This is a genomic window from Bordetella bronchialis (assembly GCF_001676705.1).
GTDB classification, from domain to species: domain Bacteria; phylum Pseudomonadota; class Gammaproteobacteria; order Burkholderiales; family Burkholderiaceae_B; genus Bordetella_C; species Bordetella_C bronchialis.
Window position 1 is genome coordinate 1,137,956 of record NZ_CP016170.1, and the last position, 19,244, is coordinate 1,157,199.

General features: G+C 69.2%; 20 protein-coding genes. 12 read left to right on the forward strand and 8 right to left on the reverse strand.

The genetic code is table 11. From position 1 onward, the window contains the following. The first annotated feature begins 1 nt into the window (after position 1). Genes phnL through BAU06_RS05065 form a run of 3 tightly spaced genes read left to right on the forward strand, consistent with a single transcriptional unit; the run spans position 2 to position 5,049 of the window. Positions 2–715: a phosphonate C-P lyase system protein PhnL gene (gene phnL, locus BAU06_RS05055; RefSeq protein WP_066345108.1), complete on the forward strand. Its 714-nt coding sequence runs from the start codon at positions 2–4 to the stop codon at positions 713–715. Positions 716–717: 2 nt separating this feature from the next. Next, positions 718–1,920, forward strand: a complete 1,203-nt coding sequence (locus BAU06_RS05060) for an alpha-D-ribose 1-methylphosphonate 5-triphosphate diphosphatase (RefSeq protein ID WP_066345110.1) — start codon at positions 718–720, stop codon at positions 1,918–1,920. 60 nt (positions 1,921–1,980) lie between these two features. Continuing rightward, positions 1,981–5,049: a hypothetical protein gene (locus tag BAU06_RS05065; RefSeq protein WP_066345112.1), complete on the forward strand. Its 3,069-nt coding sequence runs from the start codon at positions 1,981–1,983 to the stop codon at positions 5,047–5,049. Here the strand turns inward: BAU06_RS05065 and yfiB are convergent. The 3 genes from yfiB to yfiR are packed head-to-tail and all read right to left on the reverse strand — an operon-like array spanning position 5,036 to position 7,401. Continuing rightward, a complete protein-coding gene (gene yfiB / locus BAU06_RS05070; RefSeq protein WP_231934001.1) occupies positions 5,036–5,566 on the reverse strand; it encodes an outer membrane lipoprotein YfiB in 531 nt (176 codons plus the stop codon). The genes BAU06_RS05065 and yfiB overlap by 14 nt on opposite strands. Positions 5,567–5,578: 12 nt before the next feature. Next, on the reverse strand, positions 5,579–6,862 hold the full coding sequence (gene dgcN / locus BAU06_RS05075; protein WP_066345121.1) for a diguanylate cyclase DgcN/YfiN: 1,284 nt from the start codon (positions 6,860–6,862) through the stop codon (positions 5,579–5,581). Further along, positions 6,859–7,401 (reverse strand): regulatory sequestration protein YfiR, encoded by a 543-nt coding sequence (gene yfiR / locus BAU06_RS05080; RefSeq protein WP_066345123.1) that lies wholly within the window; start codon positions 7,399–7,401, stop codon positions 6,859–6,861. Before yfiR ends, dgcN begins: the two co-directional genes overlap by 4 nt. Before the next feature lie 168 nt (positions 7,402–7,569). Here yfiR and BAU06_RS05085 point away from each other — a divergent pair, with 168 nt between their 5' ends. Then, a complete protein-coding gene (locus tag BAU06_RS05085; protein ID WP_066345124.1) occupies positions 7,570–8,004 on the forward strand; it encodes a hypothetical protein in 435 nt (144 codons plus the stop codon). 10 nt (positions 8,005–8,014) lie between these two features. Here the strand turns inward: BAU06_RS05085 and BAU06_RS05090 are convergent, their stop codons facing one another. Then, positions 8,015–8,569, reverse strand: coding sequence for a hypothetical protein (locus tag BAU06_RS05090; RefSeq protein ID WP_066345125.1), 555 nt, complete (start codon positions 8,567–8,569; stop codon positions 8,015–8,017). Positions 8,570–8,808: 239 nt separating this feature from the next. Continuing rightward, on the reverse strand, positions 8,809–9,135 hold the full coding sequence (locus tag BAU06_RS05095) for a hypothetical protein (protein ID WP_066345126.1): 327 nt from the start codon (positions 9,133–9,135) through the stop codon (positions 8,809–8,811). Between the two features lie 242 nt (positions 9,136–9,377). Between BAU06_RS05095 and fba the strand changes: the two genes are divergently transcribed. From fba to BAU06_RS05130, 8 genes are all read left to right on the forward strand, one after another. Next, the gene (gene fba / locus BAU06_RS05100) at positions 9,378–10,442 is read left to right on the forward strand and encodes a class II fructose-bisphosphate aldolase (RefSeq protein WP_066345131.1); all 1,065 of its coding nucleotides are present in this window, start codon (positions 9,378–9,380) and stop codon (positions 10,440–10,442) included. A gap of 105 nt (positions 10,443–10,547) precedes the next feature. Then, entirely contained in the window at positions 10,548–11,429 is an 882-nt protein-coding gene (locus tag BAU06_RS05105) for a phosphoribosylaminoimidazolesuccinocarboxamide synthase (protein WP_066345133.1), read from the forward strand. Between the two features lie 226 nt (positions 11,430–11,655). Next, complete coding sequence (locus BAU06_RS26825) at positions 11,656–11,808, forward strand: DUF5993 family protein (protein WP_231934002.1); 153 nt, start codon at positions 11,656–11,658, stop codon at positions 11,806–11,808. A gap of 10 nt (positions 11,809–11,818) precedes the next feature. Beyond that, complete coding sequence (locus BAU06_RS05110; RefSeq protein ID WP_066345135.1) at positions 11,819–12,394, forward strand: disulfide bond formation protein B; 576 nt, start codon at positions 11,819–11,821, stop codon at positions 12,392–12,394. A 157-nt stretch (positions 12,395–12,551) separates the two neighbouring features. Continuing rightward, entirely contained in the window at positions 12,552–13,079 is a 528-nt protein-coding gene (gene purE / locus BAU06_RS05115) for a 5-(carboxyamino)imidazole ribonucleotide mutase (RefSeq protein ID WP_066345137.1), read from the forward strand. Between the two features lie 98 nt (positions 13,080–13,177). Further along, positions 13,178–14,344, forward strand: coding sequence for a 5-(carboxyamino)imidazole ribonucleotide synthase (locus BAU06_RS05120; protein ID WP_066358108.1), 1,167 nt, complete (start codon positions 13,178–13,180; stop codon positions 14,342–14,344). A 65-nt stretch (positions 14,345–14,409) separates the two neighbouring features. Then, the gene (locus tag BAU06_RS05125) at positions 14,410–15,453 is read left to right on the forward strand and encodes an L-threonylcarbamoyladenylate synthase (protein WP_066345139.1); all 1,044 of its coding nucleotides are present in this window, start codon (positions 14,410–14,412) and stop codon (positions 15,451–15,453) included. Positions 15,454–15,712: 259 nt separating this feature from the next. Then, positions 15,713–16,735, forward strand: a complete 1,023-nt coding sequence (locus BAU06_RS05130; RefSeq protein WP_066345141.1) for an amino acid ABC transporter substrate-binding protein — start codon at positions 15,713–15,715, stop codon at positions 16,733–16,735. A gap of 11 nt (positions 16,736–16,746) precedes the next feature. On the opposite strand, the gene BAU06_RS05135 is transcribed toward BAU06_RS05130, so the two are convergent. From BAU06_RS05135 to BAU06_RS05145, 3 genes are read right to left on the reverse strand one after another with little or no spacing between them, the layout of a single operon-like run. Then, positions 16,747–17,463 (reverse strand): ABC transporter ATP-binding protein, encoded by a 717-nt coding sequence (locus BAU06_RS05135; protein ID WP_066345143.1) that lies wholly within the window; start codon positions 17,461–17,463, stop codon positions 16,747–16,749. Beyond that, positions 17,460–18,245: an ABC transporter ATP-binding protein gene (locus BAU06_RS05140; RefSeq protein WP_066345145.1), complete on the reverse strand. Its 786-nt coding sequence runs from the start codon at positions 18,243–18,245 to the stop codon at positions 17,460–17,462. The genes BAU06_RS05135 and BAU06_RS05140 overlap by 4 nt, the downstream gene beginning before the upstream one ends. Further along, a complete protein-coding gene (locus BAU06_RS05145) occupies positions 18,238–19,236 on the reverse strand; it encodes a branched-chain amino acid ABC transporter permease (RefSeq protein WP_415834868.1) in 999 nt (332 codons plus the stop codon). Before BAU06_RS05145 ends, BAU06_RS05140 begins: the two co-directional genes overlap by 8 nt. Positions 19,237–19,244 lie beyond the last annotated feature (8 nt).

Sequence of the window (19,244 nt, forward strand, 5' to 3'; positions counted from 1 at the left end):
TATGACTTCGCGACACATCATGCTAGAGGCGCGTGGGCTGTCCAAGCTGTTCACGCTGCACAACCAGGGCGGCATCACGCTGCCCGTCCTGCGCGACGTTTCCTTCGACGCGGCGCGCGGCGAATGCCTGGTGCTGGCCGGGCCGTCGGGCACGGGCAAGAGCACGCTGCTGCGCTGCCTGTATGGGAACTACCTGGCGACGGCCGGCAGCATCCATGTGCGCGACGGCGAAGAATGGGTCGAGCTGACCCGCGCGCCGGAGCAGCGGGTACTCAAGCTGCGCCGCGACGCGATCGGTTATGTCAGCCAGTTCCTGCGGGCGATTCCGCGCGTTTCGACGCTGGATGTCGTGGCCGATCCGCTGCGCCAGCGCGGCGTCGCGGTGGCCCAGGCGCGCGAACGCGCCGCCGCCTTGCTGGAACGGCTGCGCCTGCCCCGGCGCCTGTGGGATCTGCCGCCGGCCACCTTTTCCGGCGGCGAGCAGCAGCGCGTGAACATCGCGCGCGGCTTCATAGGCGGGCATCCGCTGTTGTTGCTGGACGAGCCGACGGCTTCGCTGGATGCCGGCAACCGCGAGGTGGTCGTCTCGCTGATCCGCGACGCGGTGGCCGAAGGGCGCTGCGTGGTGGGCATCTTCCATGACGACGCCGTTCGCGACGCCGTGGCCACCCGCATCCTGGCCCTGGAACCGGCCATCGCGGCCTTGCAGGAGTAATCATGACCACCACATTGCTGACCCACGCCCGCATCGTGCTGGCCGACGACGTCCTGGACGGCGCATCGCTGCTGCTGGAGGACGACCGTATCGCCGCCGTCGACCCGGTGAACGCCCGCGCCGACCATGTCGTCGACCTGCGCGGCCATACGCTGATGCCGGGCCTGATCGACCTGCACTGCGACGCCATCGAGAAAGAAGCCGAGCCCCGCGCCCGGGTTCTGTTTCCCCTGGAATTCGCCGTGGCGCAGATAGACCGGCGCAACGCGGCGGCCGGCATCACCACGCCCTACCATGCCGTGTCCTTCGCCAATCGCGAATGGGGCGTGCGCAACAACGACACGGCCGCCGAGGTCATCCGCAGCCTGCACGCCTTCCGCCCGCATAGCCTGGTGGACAACCGCGTGCACTGCCGCTACGAGGTCACCGATCCGTATGCCGTGCCGGTCCTGACCGCGCTCATGGACGAAGGCATGGTGCAACTGCTGTCCGTCATGGACCATTCGCCGGGGCAGGGCCAGTTCAAGACCCTGGATGCCTACCTGGAATACATGATGGGCAACCATGGCATGAGCCGGGAACAGGCGGAAGAGGCCGCGCGCGCCAAGACGGTCGCGCAGGAAGGCGCGGTAGGGCGCGTGGAACACCTGCTCGAACGGGCGCGCCGCCACGGGATCCCGACCGCCAGCCATGACGACGATTCGGTGCATCGCATCGCCGCGATGCGCGCCCTGGGCGTGGCGATGAGCGAGTTTCCCATTACGCTGGATACCGCCAAGGCCGCCGTATCCTGCGGCCTGCCCACCATCCTGGGCGCGCCCAATGTCTTGCGCGGGCAAAGCCAGAGCGGCTCGATACGGGCCATCGACGCGATACGCGCCGGCGTTGCCAGCTGCCTGTGCTCCGACTACCAGCCGTCCACGCTGATCGCGGCGGCCTTCGTGGCGGCGCGCCAGGCGTCGCTGCCGCTGCCGCAGGCCGTCGCGCTGGTATCCGCCAATCCGGCCCAGGCCGCCGGCCTGACCGACCGCGGCCGTATCCAGGCGGGGCTCAGGGCGGACCTGACGGCCGTCGCCATGGTGGGCGGCCAGCCGCTGGTCAGCCACACGTGGAGCGCGGGCCGCCTGGTTTTCTCGGCCGGCTACGCGCGCGCGGCCGATCCGCTGGCCGCCATGCGCGGCGAGGGCGCCGCCGTCGCGGCCTAGCCCGCGGGGCAGGAACCATTCCGCGAAACCGCCACATAAGGCGTTTTGCGGAATGTGCCCATGTATGCGAATACTGTTGGTATATCCGGCTTCAGACCCGAGTTCTACCTGCCGTATCCCCAAAAGCCGGAAGCTCCGGCGGATGGCAGCCCGCAAGGGCCGCCGGCGCCGCCGGGCCCCGGCATCAGCTATCAACCGCAGGTGCACGGCTCGCACGCGCAATTTCGCGCCAGCGCCGAATTCGCGCGGTACCGCGAGGAATTCCATGCCTTGCTGGACGGCCTGGCGCGGTTCGCCGCGCGGGACGATATGCCGGCCCAGGACAGGCAGCGAATCGCCGACGGTTTTCATTCCCTGTACCGCCGGCGCTTCGCGGAAGGCCAGTCGTATGTCCACGATGAATTGATCGACGGCATCGGCAAGCGCTCCCTGGAAAGCCTGTACGCGCTGGTCCACGACGAATCCATCCCGCTGCATATCCGCCGCGCGGAGGCGATCAACCTGTCGGAAAGCCTGGCGGTATGCGGGCCGGGCACGATCGCCAATCTGGTGACCGCCCAGCGCGCCCTGCTGATGTCGGCCGGGGGCATCAAGGCGCGGCTATGGAAAATGAAGGACCTGTGCGCGCGCAATGTCCTGACCCAGGCCGCCTCGCAGATGTTCGGGCGGCGCGACGATTACGCCCGCGTGGAAATCCACTTCGTCAATGCGGCATGGAATTACCTGGCCGACGAAATCGGCCTGGAACCCATCCTGGATTCCTATGCGCCGAATCTGCACCTGGAGTCCCCCGGCTTCCTGCCCGCATGCCGCGAGAAAGTGCTGGCGGCCATCACGCCAGGCAACCTGGCCAGCCTGCTGGCCGAAGAATGCCTGTCCGCGTTCAACCGCCATGCCGCGCCGCCCGGGCAGCGGCAGGTGTCCTATGACGATGCCGTGGCCCAGTCCTTCGATGCCATCCTGGACAACATCCTGTTGGATATGGGCTTGAGCAAGGATCGCTTGACCCTGCACGCCTTCGTGGAGACCGACGACGACGTCGGATGCTACAGGTTCCGCACGGACGCCACGCTGATCGCGGTGGCGGTCCTGGACATGATCCATGCCGAAGGCCTGATGGACGACATGCCGGTCCATCGGGGCGAATGGCGCGACGAAAGCGGCGCGGTGGAAGCCTTGCTCGCCTACGAGAATCTGGTGTGGCGGTTCAGGTTCGGCCGCGCGGCCGGCGCCCCCACCTGGGACGCCAGCGCGGGCAGCCCGGAATTGTTGCGGGTTCCGCAATTGCTGCGGTGGATCGATACGCAGCCATCCGGCGCGCCCGATGTTCCGGTCCTGGCGGTGCGCGCCGCGATCCGCGCGTCCGATCCGGACGAGCTCATGGCCGTCCCATGGCACTGGCTGCTCGATGCCGATATCGCGCTGGCGCTGCTGGCGCGCATGGGCGAAGAACGGGCGCGCCGCTATGTGGACGGCCGCGTCGATGGTTTCCTGTATCGGTTTCCGCCGGACCAGCGCGCCGCTTTCATCGACGGGGCCATGCACCTGGGCGGCGCGGTAACGATCCTGGCGAGCCAGTGGTACCCGAACATGTGGACGCTGTTCAACGAGACGGCCAGGCCCGGCGGCCCCACCCGCCTGCAGCGCTGGGTGGCGGACCGCAACGTCCGCGCCATCGACGCCGTGCGCGTGCTGGCCGAAGGCGGCTGGGGCGCCGCCACCGAAAGATGGGGCAAGGGCCACCTGCTGTACGGCATGCTGTGCGGCGACGCCAAGCGCCCCATGCTGTATGACGCGATGGCCGCCGACAACGACGTGGGCATGGCCGCCTGGGCCCGGCTGCTGTGTTCCGCCGCGGTATTGCCTCATGTCCGCGGGATGCTGGCGGACCTGCTGATCGCCGACCGCAAGCATGGCGTTTCGGCACTGGGCGCGGCCATGCATCGCAACTGCGCCAAGGCGGTGGAGGCGTACGGCGCCATGCTTTGCCATCCCGCCATCCTGCCCAGGATCCGGTCCAGGCTGCCGACGCTGCTCTCGGCCACCGGCCACCGCCACGCGGGACCGCGCGAACGCGTCAATGCCTTGATGTTCGGCATGGATGGCGGCGGCGACCTTGCCATACGGGCATATGGCAGGTTGCTGCTGAGCCCCGCGCTTTTTCCGCTGATACGCAAGGAGCTGCCGCGCTACTTCGGCATCGAGCGCGGCCTGGGCCGCCGCAATGCCCGCGTCCACAAGCGATCGCCCCTGTGGTGGGCCATGCACGCCGGGCGCGCGGACGCCATCCGGGAATACCGCGCCCTGCTGACGGAGCCGCGCATTCTGGAACGCTTGAAGAAGTGGCTGCCCGCCTTATGCGCGGCGATGGATCCCGCCGGGCAGGTCACCGCCCTGCACAGCGCGCTGGAAATGGGCCACGCGGAAGCCATCGACGAGTATCGGCACTTGCTCGCCCATCCCGCCATCGCGCCGCTTATCCAGTCCGCCCTGCCGGTACTGGCGCTGGGCGAAGGCCAGTGGGGAACGCCGGGCCTGGCGGTGGCGATGCGCCAGGGGCATGCCGCGGCGGTCGCCGCCTACGGGCGGCTGCTGGTGGACGACGCCATCCTGCCCGCCATCCGGCGCTGCCTGCCGGCATTGCTGACGGCGCGGCCCATGGGCGAGGCCTCCAGCCTGGCGCAGGCGCTGGCCGGCGGACACACCGAGGCCGTGCGCGAATTCCATGCCTTGCTGGTGCATCCCCGGATACTGCCGGAGATCATCCCCGTCCTGCCGCGGCTGCTGATCGCCAAAAGCCTTTCCGGCATGGGCGGCCTGCCCATGGCGGTGCACGACGGCCATTCCTCCACCATCCTCGCCTATCGCGGCATCCTGGCCGACCCGCGCATCGGGCCGCATATCGAGACAGCGATGATGCGCCGCCTGGCCCATTCACGGCATGCCGACGCCGCGCGGGTGCTGGCGGCGGTTCCCGATACGGACGGCGCGCCGGTCAGGATTTCGCCCTGGGACATCAAGGTCGACCAATGGCTGACCTTCTACATCAACAGCCGCCTGCCCGGGCCGGGCCTGGCCGAGCGGCTGGCGCGCCGCATCAGGCAGTGGACGCGGCTTATTCCACAGTGATGACGATGGCGACGCGGCGGTTTTCCGCGCGTCCGGCCGCCGTGCCGTTATCGGCCACCGGGCGGGTCGAGCCCAGGCCCCGTACCTGGACATTGGCCGCCGGCATGCCGGCGGCGGTCACGACATCCGCCACGGCCTGGGCGCGGCGCAGCGACAACTGCTGGTTGTAATCGGCCGCGCCGACGTTGTCGGTATGCCCGTCCAGCCGTACGCGGTCCAGCCCCACGCCAAGCAGGTTGCGGGCCAGGCGCTGCAGGTTGTCCGTCGCTTCCGGCTTGACCACGTAGGCGTCGAAGTCGAACAGCACCTTGTCGGACAGTCCCAGCTCCCAGCCTTCGTCGGTCTGCTTGAAGCCTTCCTGCTTGAGTACTGCGATCTGCGCCGGCGTCAGGCCTTTGTGCACGGTCTGGCAGCCGGCCAGCAGCATCGCGCCGAAGGCGAGCCACAGGCACCAGCGCATGGATGCCATCCACAGGGTGGGAAACCGGCGGTGGCCGGAGGGGGAAATCGCTGACACGTACTTGCTCCTTCAGTTGTAGGCGTTGTTGTGGATGCCGCGCGCCGAGCGGCCGCGGCGCGCGGCGGTCGACTGCGTGCCGCCGCCGCGGCGCTTGGCGTGATACATCGCGCTGTCGGCGGCATCGAAAAGGTCGGCGGCATTGCCGGCATGATCCGGATAGACGGCGATGCCTATGCTGAGCGAGCAGACGATGTCGTCGCCGTTGGGCAGGCGGATGGGCGCCCGCATGCCCAGCAGGATGTCGTCGGCGATGCGTTGCGCGTCGCTCAGTTCGCGCAGCGGCGACAGCATGACGGCGAATTCGTCGCCGCCCAGCCGCGCCACGACGTCGCCCTCGCGCAGCTGGCCGCGCACGCGGGCGGCGATATTCACCAGCACGGCGTCGCCGGCGGCGTGCCCCATGCCGTCATTGATTTCCTTGAAGCGGTCGCTGTCCAGGAACATGATGGCGACCCGCCGCTCGAGCACCGCGGCATCGTGGATGGCGCGGTCGAGTTGTTCCTCGAAGTGCGCGCGGTTGGGCAGGCCGGTCAGGCTGTCGTGCGCGGCCTTGTGCGCCAGCGAGGCGTTTTCGTGCAGCCATTGCGTCTGCCAGGCCTCGAGTTCGTCCAGCAGGGCATTGAAGTCCTCTCCCAGCGCGTGCAGTTCGCGGATGCGCGCGGGCGGCACGCGGCGCGAGAAGGCCCGCTCGTTGCGCACGGCATGGGCGACTTCGGCCAGTGCCCGCAGCGGGCGCCCTATCTGGCGCGACGTCCGGCGCGACAGCCGGTTGGCCACCAGGCCGCTGATCAACGCGCAGGCGGCGACGCCCGCCAGGCCCTTGAGCAGGAAGTCGAACAGATTGCCGCCGCGTCCCACCAGCAGCAGCCGGCCGACCGTCTGCCCCTGGTGGACGATAGGCATGAAGACAGGGGGTGGATTGAGCAGCCGCGCGACCTGCTGGCGCGCCCACGCGAAATTGTCGTCGGCGGAGCGGTGCCACTCCGCCAGGATTTCGTTCTTCCCGTCGTAGACCACGGCGGCGGCCACGTCTTCCCGGGCGGCGATCGCGGCCAGCGTTTCCGTCGCGGCCACCCGGTCGTGGAACACGGTGGCCGCTTCCACCGTGTAGGCGATGGAGCGGGCGATCAGCTTCTGGTGATGGTCGGTATAGGCCCGCAGCGCCACCAGCCCGGTCACGGTCAGGACGATGCCGGCCAGGCCGACGGCGAACAGGGTCACGACGAAATGCAGCCTGCGCAACGCCTGGCGCAGGCTGGGTCGGCTGGAGTCGGGGCGCGCGTTCTTCTTCATGGAGATGGCCTGCGACGCGAAAGCTGCAGCACGCTGGGGTGGATGCGGACACCGCTGCGCGCCACGGAATCGAGGTTGACCTGGAAGCCGACCCGGTCGGGCTGGACGTCCAGGCAAAACATGCTGCCGACGGCGCACTCCGCGTCGTCTTCGACAATGCTTACCACCGGATGTCCGACGATGCGCCGCAGGACCTGCCGCCGCGCGCCGGGCTTCAGCCCGCCCAGGTAGACCGCATCGCATTCCTGCGCCAGCGCCGGATCGTCGGCGACGGCGCGTCGTACTTGCACCGCCAGCGCCGGAGGCCGTGCCTGATCGTCGAACAAAGCCGAGTCATAGGCCGGCTGGCCCGCCACGCACAGGCGGATGACATCCGGCTGCACCGGCCAGCGCGTGTAGCCCAGAATCCCCATGACCGCCTGCCCGACCAGGGCGGACCGGGTGGCCGTGTCGGTCGAGGAGGGCGCCGCGCCCGCGGTCGCATGGGCAACCGCCAGCAGCGCAGGCAACCAGAAGCGCCAGGCGCGGCGGCCTATCATGGGATCGATGCTGGATGAGGAGGCTGGAGAACCGTGGGAGTGTAGATGAGTTTGCTTATTATTTGTCAAGCGCAGTCAGCACTGGACACAAAGTCTGGCGGGCGCTTGCTCCCCAGGTCTGGCGCGTTACCATGGCGGACAGGCATTCAATTCCGTGGGAGGACCCCGATGACGCACTTTGAGTTCCACCAGGATCCCGAGGAACCGGGACTCTGGGCGGTGGACAACGTCGTCTACACCGCGGACCGTCCACCCATGCACGTCATGGTGCAGACCGAAGGCGAGATGCCGTCGCGGGAGTGCGGCAAGGCGCTGCAGGCCCTGCTTGCCGTCCTGCCCGACAAAATCCTGGAGGCCGCGGATCTCCTGCTCGAACACTACACGCGCGAGGAATGCGAGAAGATGGGGGTCGATCCCGCCTGCCTGCCGGCGCAGGACACGGCCGAGGGCATGGCCCGCGTCGCGGTGTTGCGCGCGCTATGGCTGTTCGATGAAAGCTGCGAAGACTACGAGCTGTGGTTCACCGTGCCCTGGGACCGGGACCACACCTATGACGTCGAATTCGAAGAGGGCGAGGCGGTCGCCTGCACCGTGAACGACTGAGCGCCCGCCTTCAGGCGGCGGCGGGCGTATCCGGCGGGTTGTCCGACGGCTTGTCCGATGTCTCGGCGGACTGCGTGTCGTCCGCCTGCGGGGTTCCGCGGTCGCGCAGGTATTCCACCGGGACGCCGGGGTTGACCTGGGTGACCCGGTCGCGCTGGATATGCGAACGCACGAATCCCACCTTCTTGGTTGCCGCGCCCTGCAGCAGCACGGACAGGATGGAGCCCTTGTCCTGGATCCACTGGGTCTTGCCGCGCAGCAGGCGGATGGCGTCCTCCGCCGGGCCGAGCTTGAAGGTGGCGCCGTTGATCGTGGTCGATTTGCGCGCCGCGAAGTCCGCTTCCGTCAGGGTCGTCATGGACACCGCGTCCAGGTTGTTGCTCATGCTGTCGATGCGGTAGACGAAGTTGATGCGCGTATGGGGATCCTGGACCACGATGAATTTCTCCGATCCGGAGAAGTCCCCGAGCTGTCCGACGACGATGGATTCGACCCATTGATTGCCGCGCTTTTCCTCGGTGTAGAGGAAAATCGTCGGCGGGGCGGATGTGAGATTCTGCGTCATGGCGTAAGGAAAGGGCCAACCGGGCGCGGGACCCGTCCCGGCGCGAACGCGCGGGAGTTTACCCGGGATCCGGCCTGCATGGGGCGCTGCCCCAGGGTGGCCGGCTGGCGGGGGACCGGGCCCCGGGCCGGCCGGAAGCGTCCGGCGGGCGCGTGGCAGGGGCGGCGACGGCCATGAGGCGGGGCCCGCGGCGGGCCATGAGCGTCCGGGGTCCCGGCAGCCTGGCCGGCAGCCTGGCCTTATTGGCCCTGGGCGCGGCGCTGGTTCAATTCGTCCAGGCAACGGCCGACGGCCTCGCGCATTTTCGCCGCCGAGGTCGCTTCGCGGTCGGCGTCGTCGCGGCATTGCGTGTACTGGCGCACGCTTTCGGGGCTGTCCCGCACCGGCGGCGGGGGCGGCACCGCGGGGCCTTGCGGCGTCACGGTCATACGCAGGGTGGACGGGGGCGAAAGGCTGCCGTCGTGGCCGGGGAACTGCATTTCCTGCGTGGCCTGGGCGTGGACCGGGGCGGCGGCCGCCGCCGCCATCAGGGCGAATACGATTGCGGGAAGCGCGCGTGATTTCATACTGTCCTCTTCGATGCGCCGGCTGCGTACCGGCTGGGCTGAGACACCGTAGTGCCGCGGGGGTTCAAGGTACCACCGCCGCGGTGGCCCGGGTACCGCGGGGCATGCCGCGCGTAATGCCCGGAAACAATCGCGCCCATGGGCTAGTTCCTCCGTCCCGAGACCTTTCCTGCCGGCGCCGGTAAAATCGCCCCGTTCCAAAAATTCACATTAATCGATCATCGCCTATCAGGAGGACCACCATGGCCCTAGTTTCCATGCGCCAGCTGCTCGACCACGCCGCCGAGAACGGGTACGGCATTCCGGCGTTCAACGTCAATAATCTGGAGCAGGTCCAGGCCATCATGGAGGCCGCCGCCGAGACCGACAGCCCGGTGATCATGCAGGCATCCGCCGGCGCCCGCAAATATGCGGGCGAGGGCTTCCTGAAGTACCTGATCCAGGCCGCGGTGGAATCCTATCCCCACATCCCGGTGGTGATGCACCAGGACCACGGCCAGTCGCCCAAGGTGTGCCAGGGCGCCATCGACCTGGGTTTTTCCAGCGTCATGATGGACGGTTCGCTGAAGGAAGACGGCAAGACCATCGCCGACTACGACTACAACGTCGAAGTCACCCGCAAGGTCGTGGAAATGGCCCATAAGGTGGGCGTCACCGTGGAAGGCGAACTGGGCTGCCTGGGCTCGCTGGAAACCATGAAGGGTGACAAGGAAGACGGCCATGGCGCCGAAGGCACCATGACGCGCGAGCAACTGCTGACCGACCCCGAGCAGGCGGCCGACTTCGTCCGCAAGACCCAGCTCGATGCGCTGGCCATCGCCATCGGCACCAGCCACGGCGCCTACAAGTTCACCCGCAAGCCCACCGGCGACATCCTGTCGATCTCCCGCATCAAGGAAATCCACCGCCGCCTGCCCAATACCCACCTGGTGATGCACGGCAGCTCCAGCGTGCCGCAGGAATTGCTGGCGGAAATCCGCGAATTCGGCGGCGACATGAAGGAAACCTACGGCGTGCCGGTCGAGGAAATCCAGGAAGCCATCAAGTACGGCGTGCGCAAGGTGAATATCGACACCGACATCCGCCTGGCCATGACCGGCGCCATCCGCCGCTTCTTCGCCGAGAACCCGTCCAAGTTCGACCCGCGCGAATACCTGAAGCCCGCCCGCGCCGCCGCCAAGACCATCTGTGTGCAGCGCTACACGGAATTCGGCACCGCCGGCAACGCGAGCAAGATCAAGGCGCTGCCGCTGCAGGAGATGGCCCAGCGCTACGCCGGCGGCAAGCTGGCGCAGGTCGTGCAGTAAACTGCGCGCATCAGCCGGCATTTCCTTTATCCGACATTCCCGCTGGACGCGGCCGGCCCAGGCCCCGCGTCCGGCGGGAATGTTCATTTCCGCCATAGGCCACCCGTGACTTCAGCCCTGCATCAATCCAGTATCCGGTCCTTGCCCCTGCTGGGGCGCGGCAAGGTGCGCGACATGTACGCGGTCGGCGACGACAAGCTGCTTATCGTCGCGACGGACCGCATTTCCGCTTTCGACGTCATCCTTGACGACCCCATTCCAGGCAAGGGCCAGGTGTTGACGGCGCTGACGGAGTTCTGGCTGTCGCGGCTGGCGCATCTCATCCCCAACCACTCCACCGGCGTCGCGCCGGAGGACGTGGTGGCGGCGGACGAAATCGAGCAGGTACGGGGCAGGGCGGTGGTCGTCAAGCGGCTCAAGCCCATCCTGGTAGAGGCCGTGGCCCGCGGCTACCTGATCGGTTCGGGCTGGAAAGACTACCAGGCCACGGGCTCGGTATGCGGCATCGCCCTGCCGGCGGGACTGCGCCAGGCCGAGCAACTGCCCCAGCCCATCTTCACCCCGGCGGCCAAGGCCGAGTTCGGCACCCACGACGAAAACGTCGATTTCGACCACGTGGTGCGCGAGGTCGGCCAGTCCATGGCCGAGCGTATCCGCGATGTCACCCTGGCGCTGTACCAGGAGGCTTCCGCCTTCGCCACGACCAAGGGCATCATGATCGCCGATACCAAGTTCGAATTCGGGCTGGACGACAAGGGCGGGCTGTACCTGATGGACGAGGTGCTGACGCCGGATTCCTCGCGCTTCTGGCCGGCCGACAGCTACCGCGTCGGCATCAGCCCGCCTTCGTTCGACAAGCAGTTCGTGCGCGATTGGCTGGAGACCCAGCCCTGGGACAAGACGCCTCCCGCGCCGCGCCTGCCGGCCGACGTCATCCGCAAGACCGCGGAGAAATACCGCGAGGCCCTGGACCGGCTGACCGCCTGACCGGCCGGGCGCCCGCCGCCGCGCGGGCCCGGGCGGCGCCGCGGGGCCGCGCGGACCCGGCCCTTGAAGTCGTCTTTCCGCGAAGGATCATATATAGTGCCGCGCAACCGCGCCCGGGAGGGCGACGGGTGCCACCAATCCGGGTCGGCCGCATCGGCCCGGCGCCTTTCTTTGGGCGTTCTTCCGGGGCGCCCCGGTGATGAAAAGGAGGGGCGCTGCAATGATCATGATGCTGCCGTTTGTGCTTGGCATGCTGGCGGTGTGGTTCGGTATCCGGGGCAAGCGGGGGGCCTGTTTCACGCTGTGGCTACTGACCCTGGCCGTCTTCGCGGCCTGGGCCCACTACCACATGACCGACGCCCTGCGGCTGTCCCTTTGAGAGACCGGCCATGCAATTCGCGTCGCGGTCTTCGCATCCCGCCTCTTTCTTCCTGAACGCGCTGGCGCTGCTGGGCGTTACCGCCGCCCTGGTCCTGGCCTTCGTCTGGCAAATCGTCTTCAACGAGCTGCCCTGTCCCTTGTGCCTGCTGCAGCGGGTGGCCTTCGTGCTGGCGGGCGCCGGGCTGCTGCTCAATCTGCGCTTCGGCGCGTCGCCCGCGCATTACGCCATGGTGATCGCGGCCGCGCTGGGCGGCATCGTGGTGTCGGCGCGGCAGTTGTTGCTGCACCAGGCGCCCGGCGACCCGGGCTATGGTTCCACCCTCCTGGACCTGCATTTCTATACCTGGGCGCTGATCGCCTTTGTCGCGCTGATCGCCTATTGCGCCGTGATGCTGGCCCTGGACCGGCGGGCCGGCGACAGCGGCCAGCCGCGCCGCACGGGCATCGTGGCGGGCGCCATCATGTGGCTGTTTTTCCTGGTCTCGCTGGTCCACGCGGCCAGCACGACGCTGGAATGCGGGGTGGGCGCCTGCCCGGACAACCCCACCACGTATCAGTTGCTGGCTCCGCTGTCCGGGGACTGACGGGCGGCGCGCAAGGCGCTGCCCCCGGGGCGGGTAAAGATACGGCGCCGGGGGCGGGCGAAAGACGCCGCGGCGGGGGACGGTTAAAATCGAGGGCTTTCCCCGCCGCCGCGCCCATGCCGCCTGACGGCGGGGGCCATTCCTCTGCCGTCCCCTTATGACCGCCAATTCCAACTCCTTGCCCGCGCCGACGCCCCTGGTCGGCGTCATCATGGGTTCATCCAGTGACTGGGAAGTCATGAAGCACGCCGTCACCATGCTGGATGACTTCGGCGTGCCGTGCGAAGCGCGCGTGATCTCCGCCCATCGCATGCCGCAGGACATGGCGGAATACGGCGCGGCGGCGCGCGGGCGCGGGCTGCGCGCCATCATCGCCGGCGCGGGCGGCGCCGCGCACCTGCCCGGCATGATGGCGGCGCTGACTGAAGTTCCCGTGTTCGGCGTGCCCGTGCCTTCCAAATACCTGCGTGGCGAGGACTCCCTCCTTTCCATCGTGCAGATGCCCAAGGGCATCCCGGTGGCCACCTTCGCCATCGGCGAGGCCGGCGCGGCCAATGCCGCCCTGCACGTCATCGCCAACCTGGCCACCATGGACGACGCCCTGCATGCCAGGCTGCTTTCATTCCGTGCGCGCCAGACCGACGCGGCGCGGGCGATGCGGTTGCCGCCGGGAGAGCAGGCATGACGTCGACGACGGTTTCCATGTCTTCAGGCGCGGCCGGCTTAGGCGCGGCCGGCTCAGGCGCGGCCGGCACCGCCGTGGCGTCCGCGGCGGGCCCGGGCATGGTGGTCGAGCCCGGCGGATGGCTGGGCCTGTTGGGCGGCGGCCAGCTGGGCCGCATGTTCTGCCACGCGGCGCAAAGCCTGGGCTACAAGGTGGCGGTGCTGGATCCGGCCGCCGACGGGCCGGCCGCGATGGTGGCCGATCGCCACATCCACGCGGGATATGACGACGCCGCCGGCCTGGACGAATTGGCCCGCATCTGCCGCGCCGTCACCACGGAATTCGAGAACGTCCCCGCGGACAGCCTGCGCGCGCTGGCGGCGCGCTGCCGCGTCAGTCCGTCCGCCGATGCCGTGGCGGTGGTGCAGGACCGCATCGCCGAAAAGGCCTTTATCGCATCGCAAGGCATTCCGGTCGCCCCCCATGTTGCCGTGCGCCAGGACGACGACCTGCGCCAGGCCGCCGACGGCCTGTTCCCCGGCATCCTGAAAGTGGCGCGCCTGGGCTACGACGGCAAGGGGCAGGCGCGCGTGCAGACCCGCGAGCAGGCGCTGGCGGCTTTCGAAGCCTTCGGCCGCGTACCGTGCGTGCTGGAGGCCCTGATGCCGCTGGATCACGAGATCTCCGTGGTGATCGCGCGCGGCTTCGATGGCGGGACCGTGATGTTCCCCGTGGCGCGCAATGTGCACCGCGATGGCATCCTGGCGGTGTCCACGGTGGACCGCGCGGCGCTGTCCGGGCCCGATGCGGCGCTGGAACGCGCGGCCGGCGATGCCGCGCTGCGCATTGCCGCGGGCCTGGATTACCACGGCGTGCTGTGCGTGGAGTTCTTCGTGCTGCGCGATGGCTCGCTGCTGGTCAACGAAATCGCGCCGCGTCCGCACAATAGCGGCCATTACACCATCGACGCCTGCGTCACCAGCCAGTTCGAGCAGCAGGCGCGCGCGATGGCGGGCCTGCCGCTGGGCGCCACCGATCTGCTGGCGCCGGCGGTCATGCTAAACATCCTGGGCGATATCTGGTACGAGCCGGGCACGGACCGGCAGCGCGAACCCGATTGGGCCGCGGCCCTGGCCGTGCCCAGCGCCAAGCTGCATCTGTACGGCAAGCGCGACGCGCGCCGGGGCCGCAAGATGGGGCATGTGACCATCGTCGCCGCCACCATGGCGCAGGCGCGCCGCGATGCCGGCCGCGTGGCGTCGGTGCTGGGCATGCCCGCGCCCTGAGCCGACGCTCCCGGGCCGGCGCGCGCCGGCCGCGCGCTCCCCTTTCTTCATCCAGGATTCCCGCCATGGCGCCCGACACGCAGACCGAAGCCGAAGCCTCCGACGCCCAGATCGAGCACGCCGCCCGCGTGCTGGCGCAAGGGCAGCTGGTGGCCTTTCCCACCGAGACGGTGTATGGGCTGGGCGCCGACGCGGAAAACCCCCTGGCCGTGGGCCGCATCTACGCCGCCAAGGGGCGGCCTTCCAATCACCCCGTCATCGTGCACGTGGCGCCGGGCGCCGACCTGTCGTATTGGACGGGCAGGATTCCGCCCCAGGCGCGCGACCTGATCGATGCCTTCTGGCCCGGGCCCCTGACGCTGATCCTGAAACGCGCGCCGCGCATCGATCCCGCCGTCAGCGGCGGGCAGGACAGCGTGGGCCTGCGCTGCCCGTCCCACCCGGTGGCGCAGCGCCTGCTGCGGGCCTTCGCGGCGCTGCAAGCCAGCGGCCAGGGCGGCGTTGCGGGCCCCTCGGCCAATCGTTTCGGCCACGTGTCGCCGACGCGGGCCGAACACGTGCGCGCCGAGTTTCCCGATGAAGTGGCGCGCGGCATGCCGGTGCTGCAGGGGGGCGCCTCGGCCGTGGGCATCGAGTCCACCATCGTCGACCTGTCGCGCTTGGACCAGGGCGTGGGGCCCGTGCTGCTGCGGCCCGGCCATATCACCGCCGCCGACATCCAGCGGGTGCTGGGCGAGCCGCCCTCCTTGCCCGACGCCGCGGCGCCGCGCGCCTCCGGCACGCTGCGCGCGCATTACGCCCCGCGCACGCCGCTGGCGCTGGCCACGCGCGAACAGCTGGAAGCCGCGGCGGTCGGCATAGGCCTGCCCGAGGACGGACGCACCGTGGTGGTCGCCTATACGCCGCGCCCGCTGCAAATCGATCCGCGCCTGGTGTGGCAGCCGGTGGCCGCCGAACCCGCGCAATATGCGCAGGCCTTGTATGCCTTGCTGCGCGAACTGGACGGCATGGGCTTTCGCCGCATCCTGGTCGAGGCGCCGCCGCGTACGCCCGAATGGGCGGCGGTGAACGACCGCATCGGCCGCGCCGCGGCCGCCTTTGATATGTGATGCAGACATGCCGGGGCGGCGATGCCCCGGCTGCCTGGCCCGTGCGCCCGGCTTCCCGTCTGCGCGCGCAGCCGCGAAGCCGCGCGCCCCCCGCCTTGCGCCGCCGCCTTCATCGCGGCTAAGTGTTCCACCTAATTGTTCCGCCGGCCTGCCCGGCTTACGCTGCGCCGCCTACATGCAAGACCGGCCGGCGGCTAGCCCGGCGATCCGGTTCCGCGTGCCCACAAGGCGGGCGGCGCCGACACCAAGGAGAACACCCATGAAGAAGTTTCTTACCCTGACGGCCTGCGCCCTGGCGTTGGCGGGCGCCGCGCATGTCGCGGTGGCGGGGCCGACGCTGGACGCGGTCAAGAAGAAGGGCTTCGTCCAATGCGGGCTGAGCGATGGCGTGACCGGTTTCAGCGCGACGGACAGCAAGGGCGAATGGGCCGGCATGGACGTGGACATCTGCCGCGCCATCGCGGCCGCGACGCTGGGCGATGCGGGCAAGTTCAAGGGCACGGCCCTGTCCACGCAGCAGCGCTTCACGGCCCTGCAGTCCGGCGAGGTCGACGTGCTGCTGCGCACGGTAACGCTGACCCAGACGCGCGATACTTCCCTGGGCCTGGCCGCGGTGGCGGCCAGCTTCTACGACGGCCAGGGCATCCTGGTGCGCAAATCGCTGAACGTGAAAAGCGCCAAGGAGCTGGACGGCGCGACGATCTGCGTGCAGCCCGGCACGACCACCGAGCTCAACCTGTCCGACTGGTTCCGCGCCAACGGGATCAAGTTCACGCCCGTGGTCATCGACAAGGTGACCGAAGTGGTGCGCGCGTTCGAGTCCGGCCGTTGCGATGCATTCACGGACGACGCCTCGCAGCTGGCCGCCGTGCGCGCGTCGCAGGTGGCCAATCCCAACGACTACGACATCCTGCCGGAGCGCCTGTCCAAGGAGCCCCTGGGGCCGATGGTGCGCCAGGGCGATGAAAACTGGCTGGGCATCGTGCGCTGGACGCTGTTCGCGCTGATGGAGGCCGAGGAATACGGCATCACCCAGAAGAACGTCGATGACATGCTCAAAAGCAGCAACCCCAATGTGCTGCGCATCCTGGGCGTGACGCCCGGCGCCGGCAAAAACATGGGCCTGGACGAGAAGTGGGCCTACAACGCCATCAAGGCGGTCGGCAATTACGGCGAAATCTTCGAGCGCAATGTGGGCGGCGGCAGCAAGCTGGGGCTGAAGCGCGGCGTGAACGCGCTGTGGAACCAGGGCGGCGCGATGTATCCCTGGCCCGTACGCTGAGCGGGCCCGCGCTACACGCCCAGATAGCGTTCGAGCAGTCGCGGCTGCGCGGCCAGCGCCGCGCTGGCGTCCTGGCAAGCCAGGACGCCTTTTTCCATGACCACGCAGCGATCGGTATGCGCCAGTACCGCGCGGTAGTTGCGATCGACGATCAGGGTGGAAATCCCCGTCTGCCGTATCCGCGCGATCACGCGCCATAGCTCGGCGACGATCAGCGGTGCCAGGCCTTCGGTGGCTTCATCCAGTATGAGCAGGTCGGGGTTGGTCATCAGGGCACGGCCGATGGCCAGCATCTGCTGCTCGCCGCCCGACAACTGCTGGCCGCCATGGCGCGTGCGCTCGCGCAGCCGGGGAAAGATCTCCATGACGCGTGCATAGTCCCAGTCGCGGCGCCCCGCCTTGCCGGCGCGGGCGGCCACCAGCAGATTCTCCCGCACCGACAGGTTGGGAAAGATGCCACGGCCTTCGGGAACATAGGCGATGCCCAGGCGCGCGCGTGCGTGCGGCGGCATATGCGTGCCGTCGCCGCCGCCGATCCGCACGCGCCCGGCACTGCATCGCAGGTGGCCGGTCAGCACCCGGATCAGGGTCGTCTTTCCCATGCCATTGCGGCCCAGCAGGCCGATGGCTTCCCCTTGGCCGATGCGCAAGTCCACGCCCCTCAGGACATGGCTGGCGCCGTAGTGCGCGTGCAGGCCTTCGGCTTCTATCCAATCGGTCCGTTTCATGGCGCGGCCACCCGCGTGCAAGCTTCGCCGTCGCCGCCGGCTGCGCCCAGGTAAGCGGTGCGTACCGCCTCGTCGGCGCGGATCGCGGCGGGGGCGCCGCTGGCGATCACGCCGCCATCCACCATCACGGTGATCGTGTCGGCGACGCGGAACACGGCGTCCATGTCGTGTTCGACCAGCAGGATGGCATGCTGGGGCTTCAAGGCCTGCAGCAGATCCAGCATGCGGCCGGTTTCCTCGGCGCCCATGCCGGCCAGCGGCTCGTCCAGCAGCAGCACGGACGGGCGCGTCGCCAGGCACATGGCAATCTCCAGCTGCCGCTTGCGGCCGTGCGGCAGCGTGCCGGCGATGCGGTGGCGGTCCGCCGACAGTCCGGTGCGCTCGAGTACCTCGTCCGCCAGCGCCACGGTCCGCCGGCACGCACCGGCGTCGCGCCACCACTGCCAGAAGCGCGGGCGCGCGGCCTGCGCCGCCAGGCGGCAGTTCTCGTGCACGCTCAGGGTGGGGAACAGGGTGGATCGCTGGTAGCTGCGTCCCAGCCCGGCGCGGGCGCGGCGCGGCTGCGGCCAGGCCGTTACGTCATGTCCCGCGAACTCGATGGCGCCGGCATCGGCGGGCAGGTCGCCCGACAGCAGATTGATCAGCGTGGATTTGCCTGCCCCGTTGGTGCCGATCACGGCATGCAGGCTGCCGCGGCGCAAGGCCAGCGTGACGCCACGAACGGCGGTCAGGCCGCCGAAGCGGCGGGTCAGGTCGCGGGCGTGCATCAGTGTGTCAGGCATGGGACTCCCCCGTGGCGGTTCTCTTCCGGATGCGCGGCGATGCGCCATCCGCCAGGCCGGCCAGGCCGCGCGGCAGCAGGGCCACCAGCAGGATCACCGCCAGGCCCAGCGGCAGATGCCAATGGCGCGCGTAGTCGCCGAAGACCGCTTCCGACTGGAACAGTTCCTGCATCAGGACCAGCGCCACGGCGCCCGCCACCGCGCCGCCGGGGCGCGCCATGCCGCCCAGGATCACCATCAGCAGCACCATGCCGGACTGCCCCCAGGCGAACAGTTCCGGCGTGACGAAGCCATCCTTGAGCGCGAACAGGAAGCCCGCCAGGCCGGCCAGCGCGCCGCCCAGCGCATAGGCCACCAGTTTGTAGGGAAAGGTGGAGTAGCCGGCCGCGCGCATGCGCTGTTCATTGATGCGGATGCCGGCGAGCGCGGCGCCGAAGGGCGAGCGCCGCAGCCGGGCCAGCAGCCCCCAGCACAAGGCCAGGCAGGCCGCCACGAAAAGATGGAAGGTCGTCGCATCGGCCAGGTCGAAGGGCATCCAGCCCCCCACGCTGGCCTGCGGACGGAAGTACAGATAGGCGCCGTCGCTGCCGCCGCCCACCTTGGTATCGTGAAAGACGTAATAGGCCATCTGGGCGAAGGCCAGCGTCACCATGATGAAGTACACGCCGCGTGTGCGCAGCGCCAGCGTGCCCGTGGCGAGCGCATAGGCCGCGCCGCCCCCCATGGCGGCGGCCAGCAGCGGTACCAGCGGTCCGGCCGCCGACGGCGGCGACAGCAGCGCGGCGGCATACGCGCCCAGGCCGAAGGGCGCCGCGTGTCCCAGGCTGACCAGCCCCGCCTCGCCCACCAGCAGCTGCAGGCTGAGCGCGAACAGGGCGTAGATCATGATGCGGGCGGCCAGGCCCAGGTAGTATTCGCTGGCCATCCAGGGCAGCAGCGCCAGGACCAGCAGGGTGGCGATCGCCGCGGCGGCGCCAGCAGATATCTTCATCGCCGTCT

Coding starts and splice junctions, on each gene's coding strand:
- BAU06_RS05130 (WP_066345141.1), top strand. CDS start 15,713: ATGAAGAAGTTTCTTACCCTGACGGCCTGCGCCCTGGCGTTGGCGGGC.
- purE (WP_066345137.1), top strand. CDS start 12,552: ATGACCGCCAATTCCAACTCCTTGCCCGCGCCGACGCCCCTGGTCGGC.
- BAU06_RS05140 (WP_066345145.1), bottom strand. CDS start 18,245: ATGCCTGACACACTGATGCACGCCCGCGACCTGACCCGCCGCTTCGGC.
- BAU06_RS05060 (WP_066345110.1), top strand. CDS start 718: ATGACCACCACATTGCTGACCCACGCCCGCATCGTGCTGGCCGACGAC.
- BAU06_RS05090 (WP_066345125.1), bottom strand. CDS start 8,569: ATGACGCAGAATCTCACATCCGCCCCGCCGACGATTTTCCTCTACACC.
- BAU06_RS05145 (WP_415834868.1), bottom strand. CDS start 19,236: ATGAAGATATCTGCTGGCGCCGCCGCGGCGATCGCCACCCTGCTGGTC.
- fba (WP_066345131.1), top strand. CDS start 9,378: ATGGCCCTAGTTTCCATGCGCCAGCTGCTCGACCACGCCGCCGAGAAC.
- BAU06_RS05095 (WP_066345126.1), bottom strand. CDS start 9,135: ATGAAATCACGCGCGCTTCCCGCAATCGTATTCGCCCTGATGGCGGCG.
- BAU06_RS05135 (WP_066345143.1), bottom strand. CDS start 17,463: ATGAAACGGACCGATTGGATAGAAGCCGAAGGCCTGCACGCGCACTAC.
- yfiR (WP_066345123.1), bottom strand. CDS start 7,401: ATGATAGGCCGCCGCGCCTGGCGCTTCTGGTTGCCTGCGCTGCTGGCG.
- BAU06_RS05085 (WP_066345124.1), top strand. CDS start 7,570: ATGACGCACTTTGAGTTCCACCAGGATCCCGAGGAACCGGGACTCTGG.
- phnL (WP_066345108.1), top strand. CDS start 2: ATGACTTCGCGACACATCATGCTAGAGGCGCGTGGGCTGTCCAAGCTG.
- dgcN (WP_066345121.1), bottom strand. CDS start 6,862: ATGAAGAAGAACGCGCGCCCCGACTCCAGCCGACCCAGCCTGCGCCAG.
- BAU06_RS26825 (WP_231934002.1), top strand. CDS start 11,656: ATGATGCTGCCGTTTGTGCTTGGCATGCTGGCGGTGTGGTTCGGTATC.
- BAU06_RS05120 (WP_066358108.1), top strand. CDS start 13,178: ATGGTGGTCGAGCCCGGCGGATGGCTGGGCCTGTTGGGCGGCGGCCAG.
- BAU06_RS05125 (WP_066345139.1), top strand. CDS start 14,410: ATGGCGCCCGACACGCAGACCGAAGCCGAAGCCTCCGACGCCCAGATC.
- BAU06_RS05065 (WP_066345112.1), top strand. CDS start 1,981: ATGTATGCGAATACTGTTGGTATATCCGGCTTCAGACCCGAGTTCTAC.
- BAU06_RS05110 (WP_066345135.1), top strand. CDS start 11,819: ATGCAATTCGCGTCGCGGTCTTCGCATCCCGCCTCTTTCTTCCTGAAC.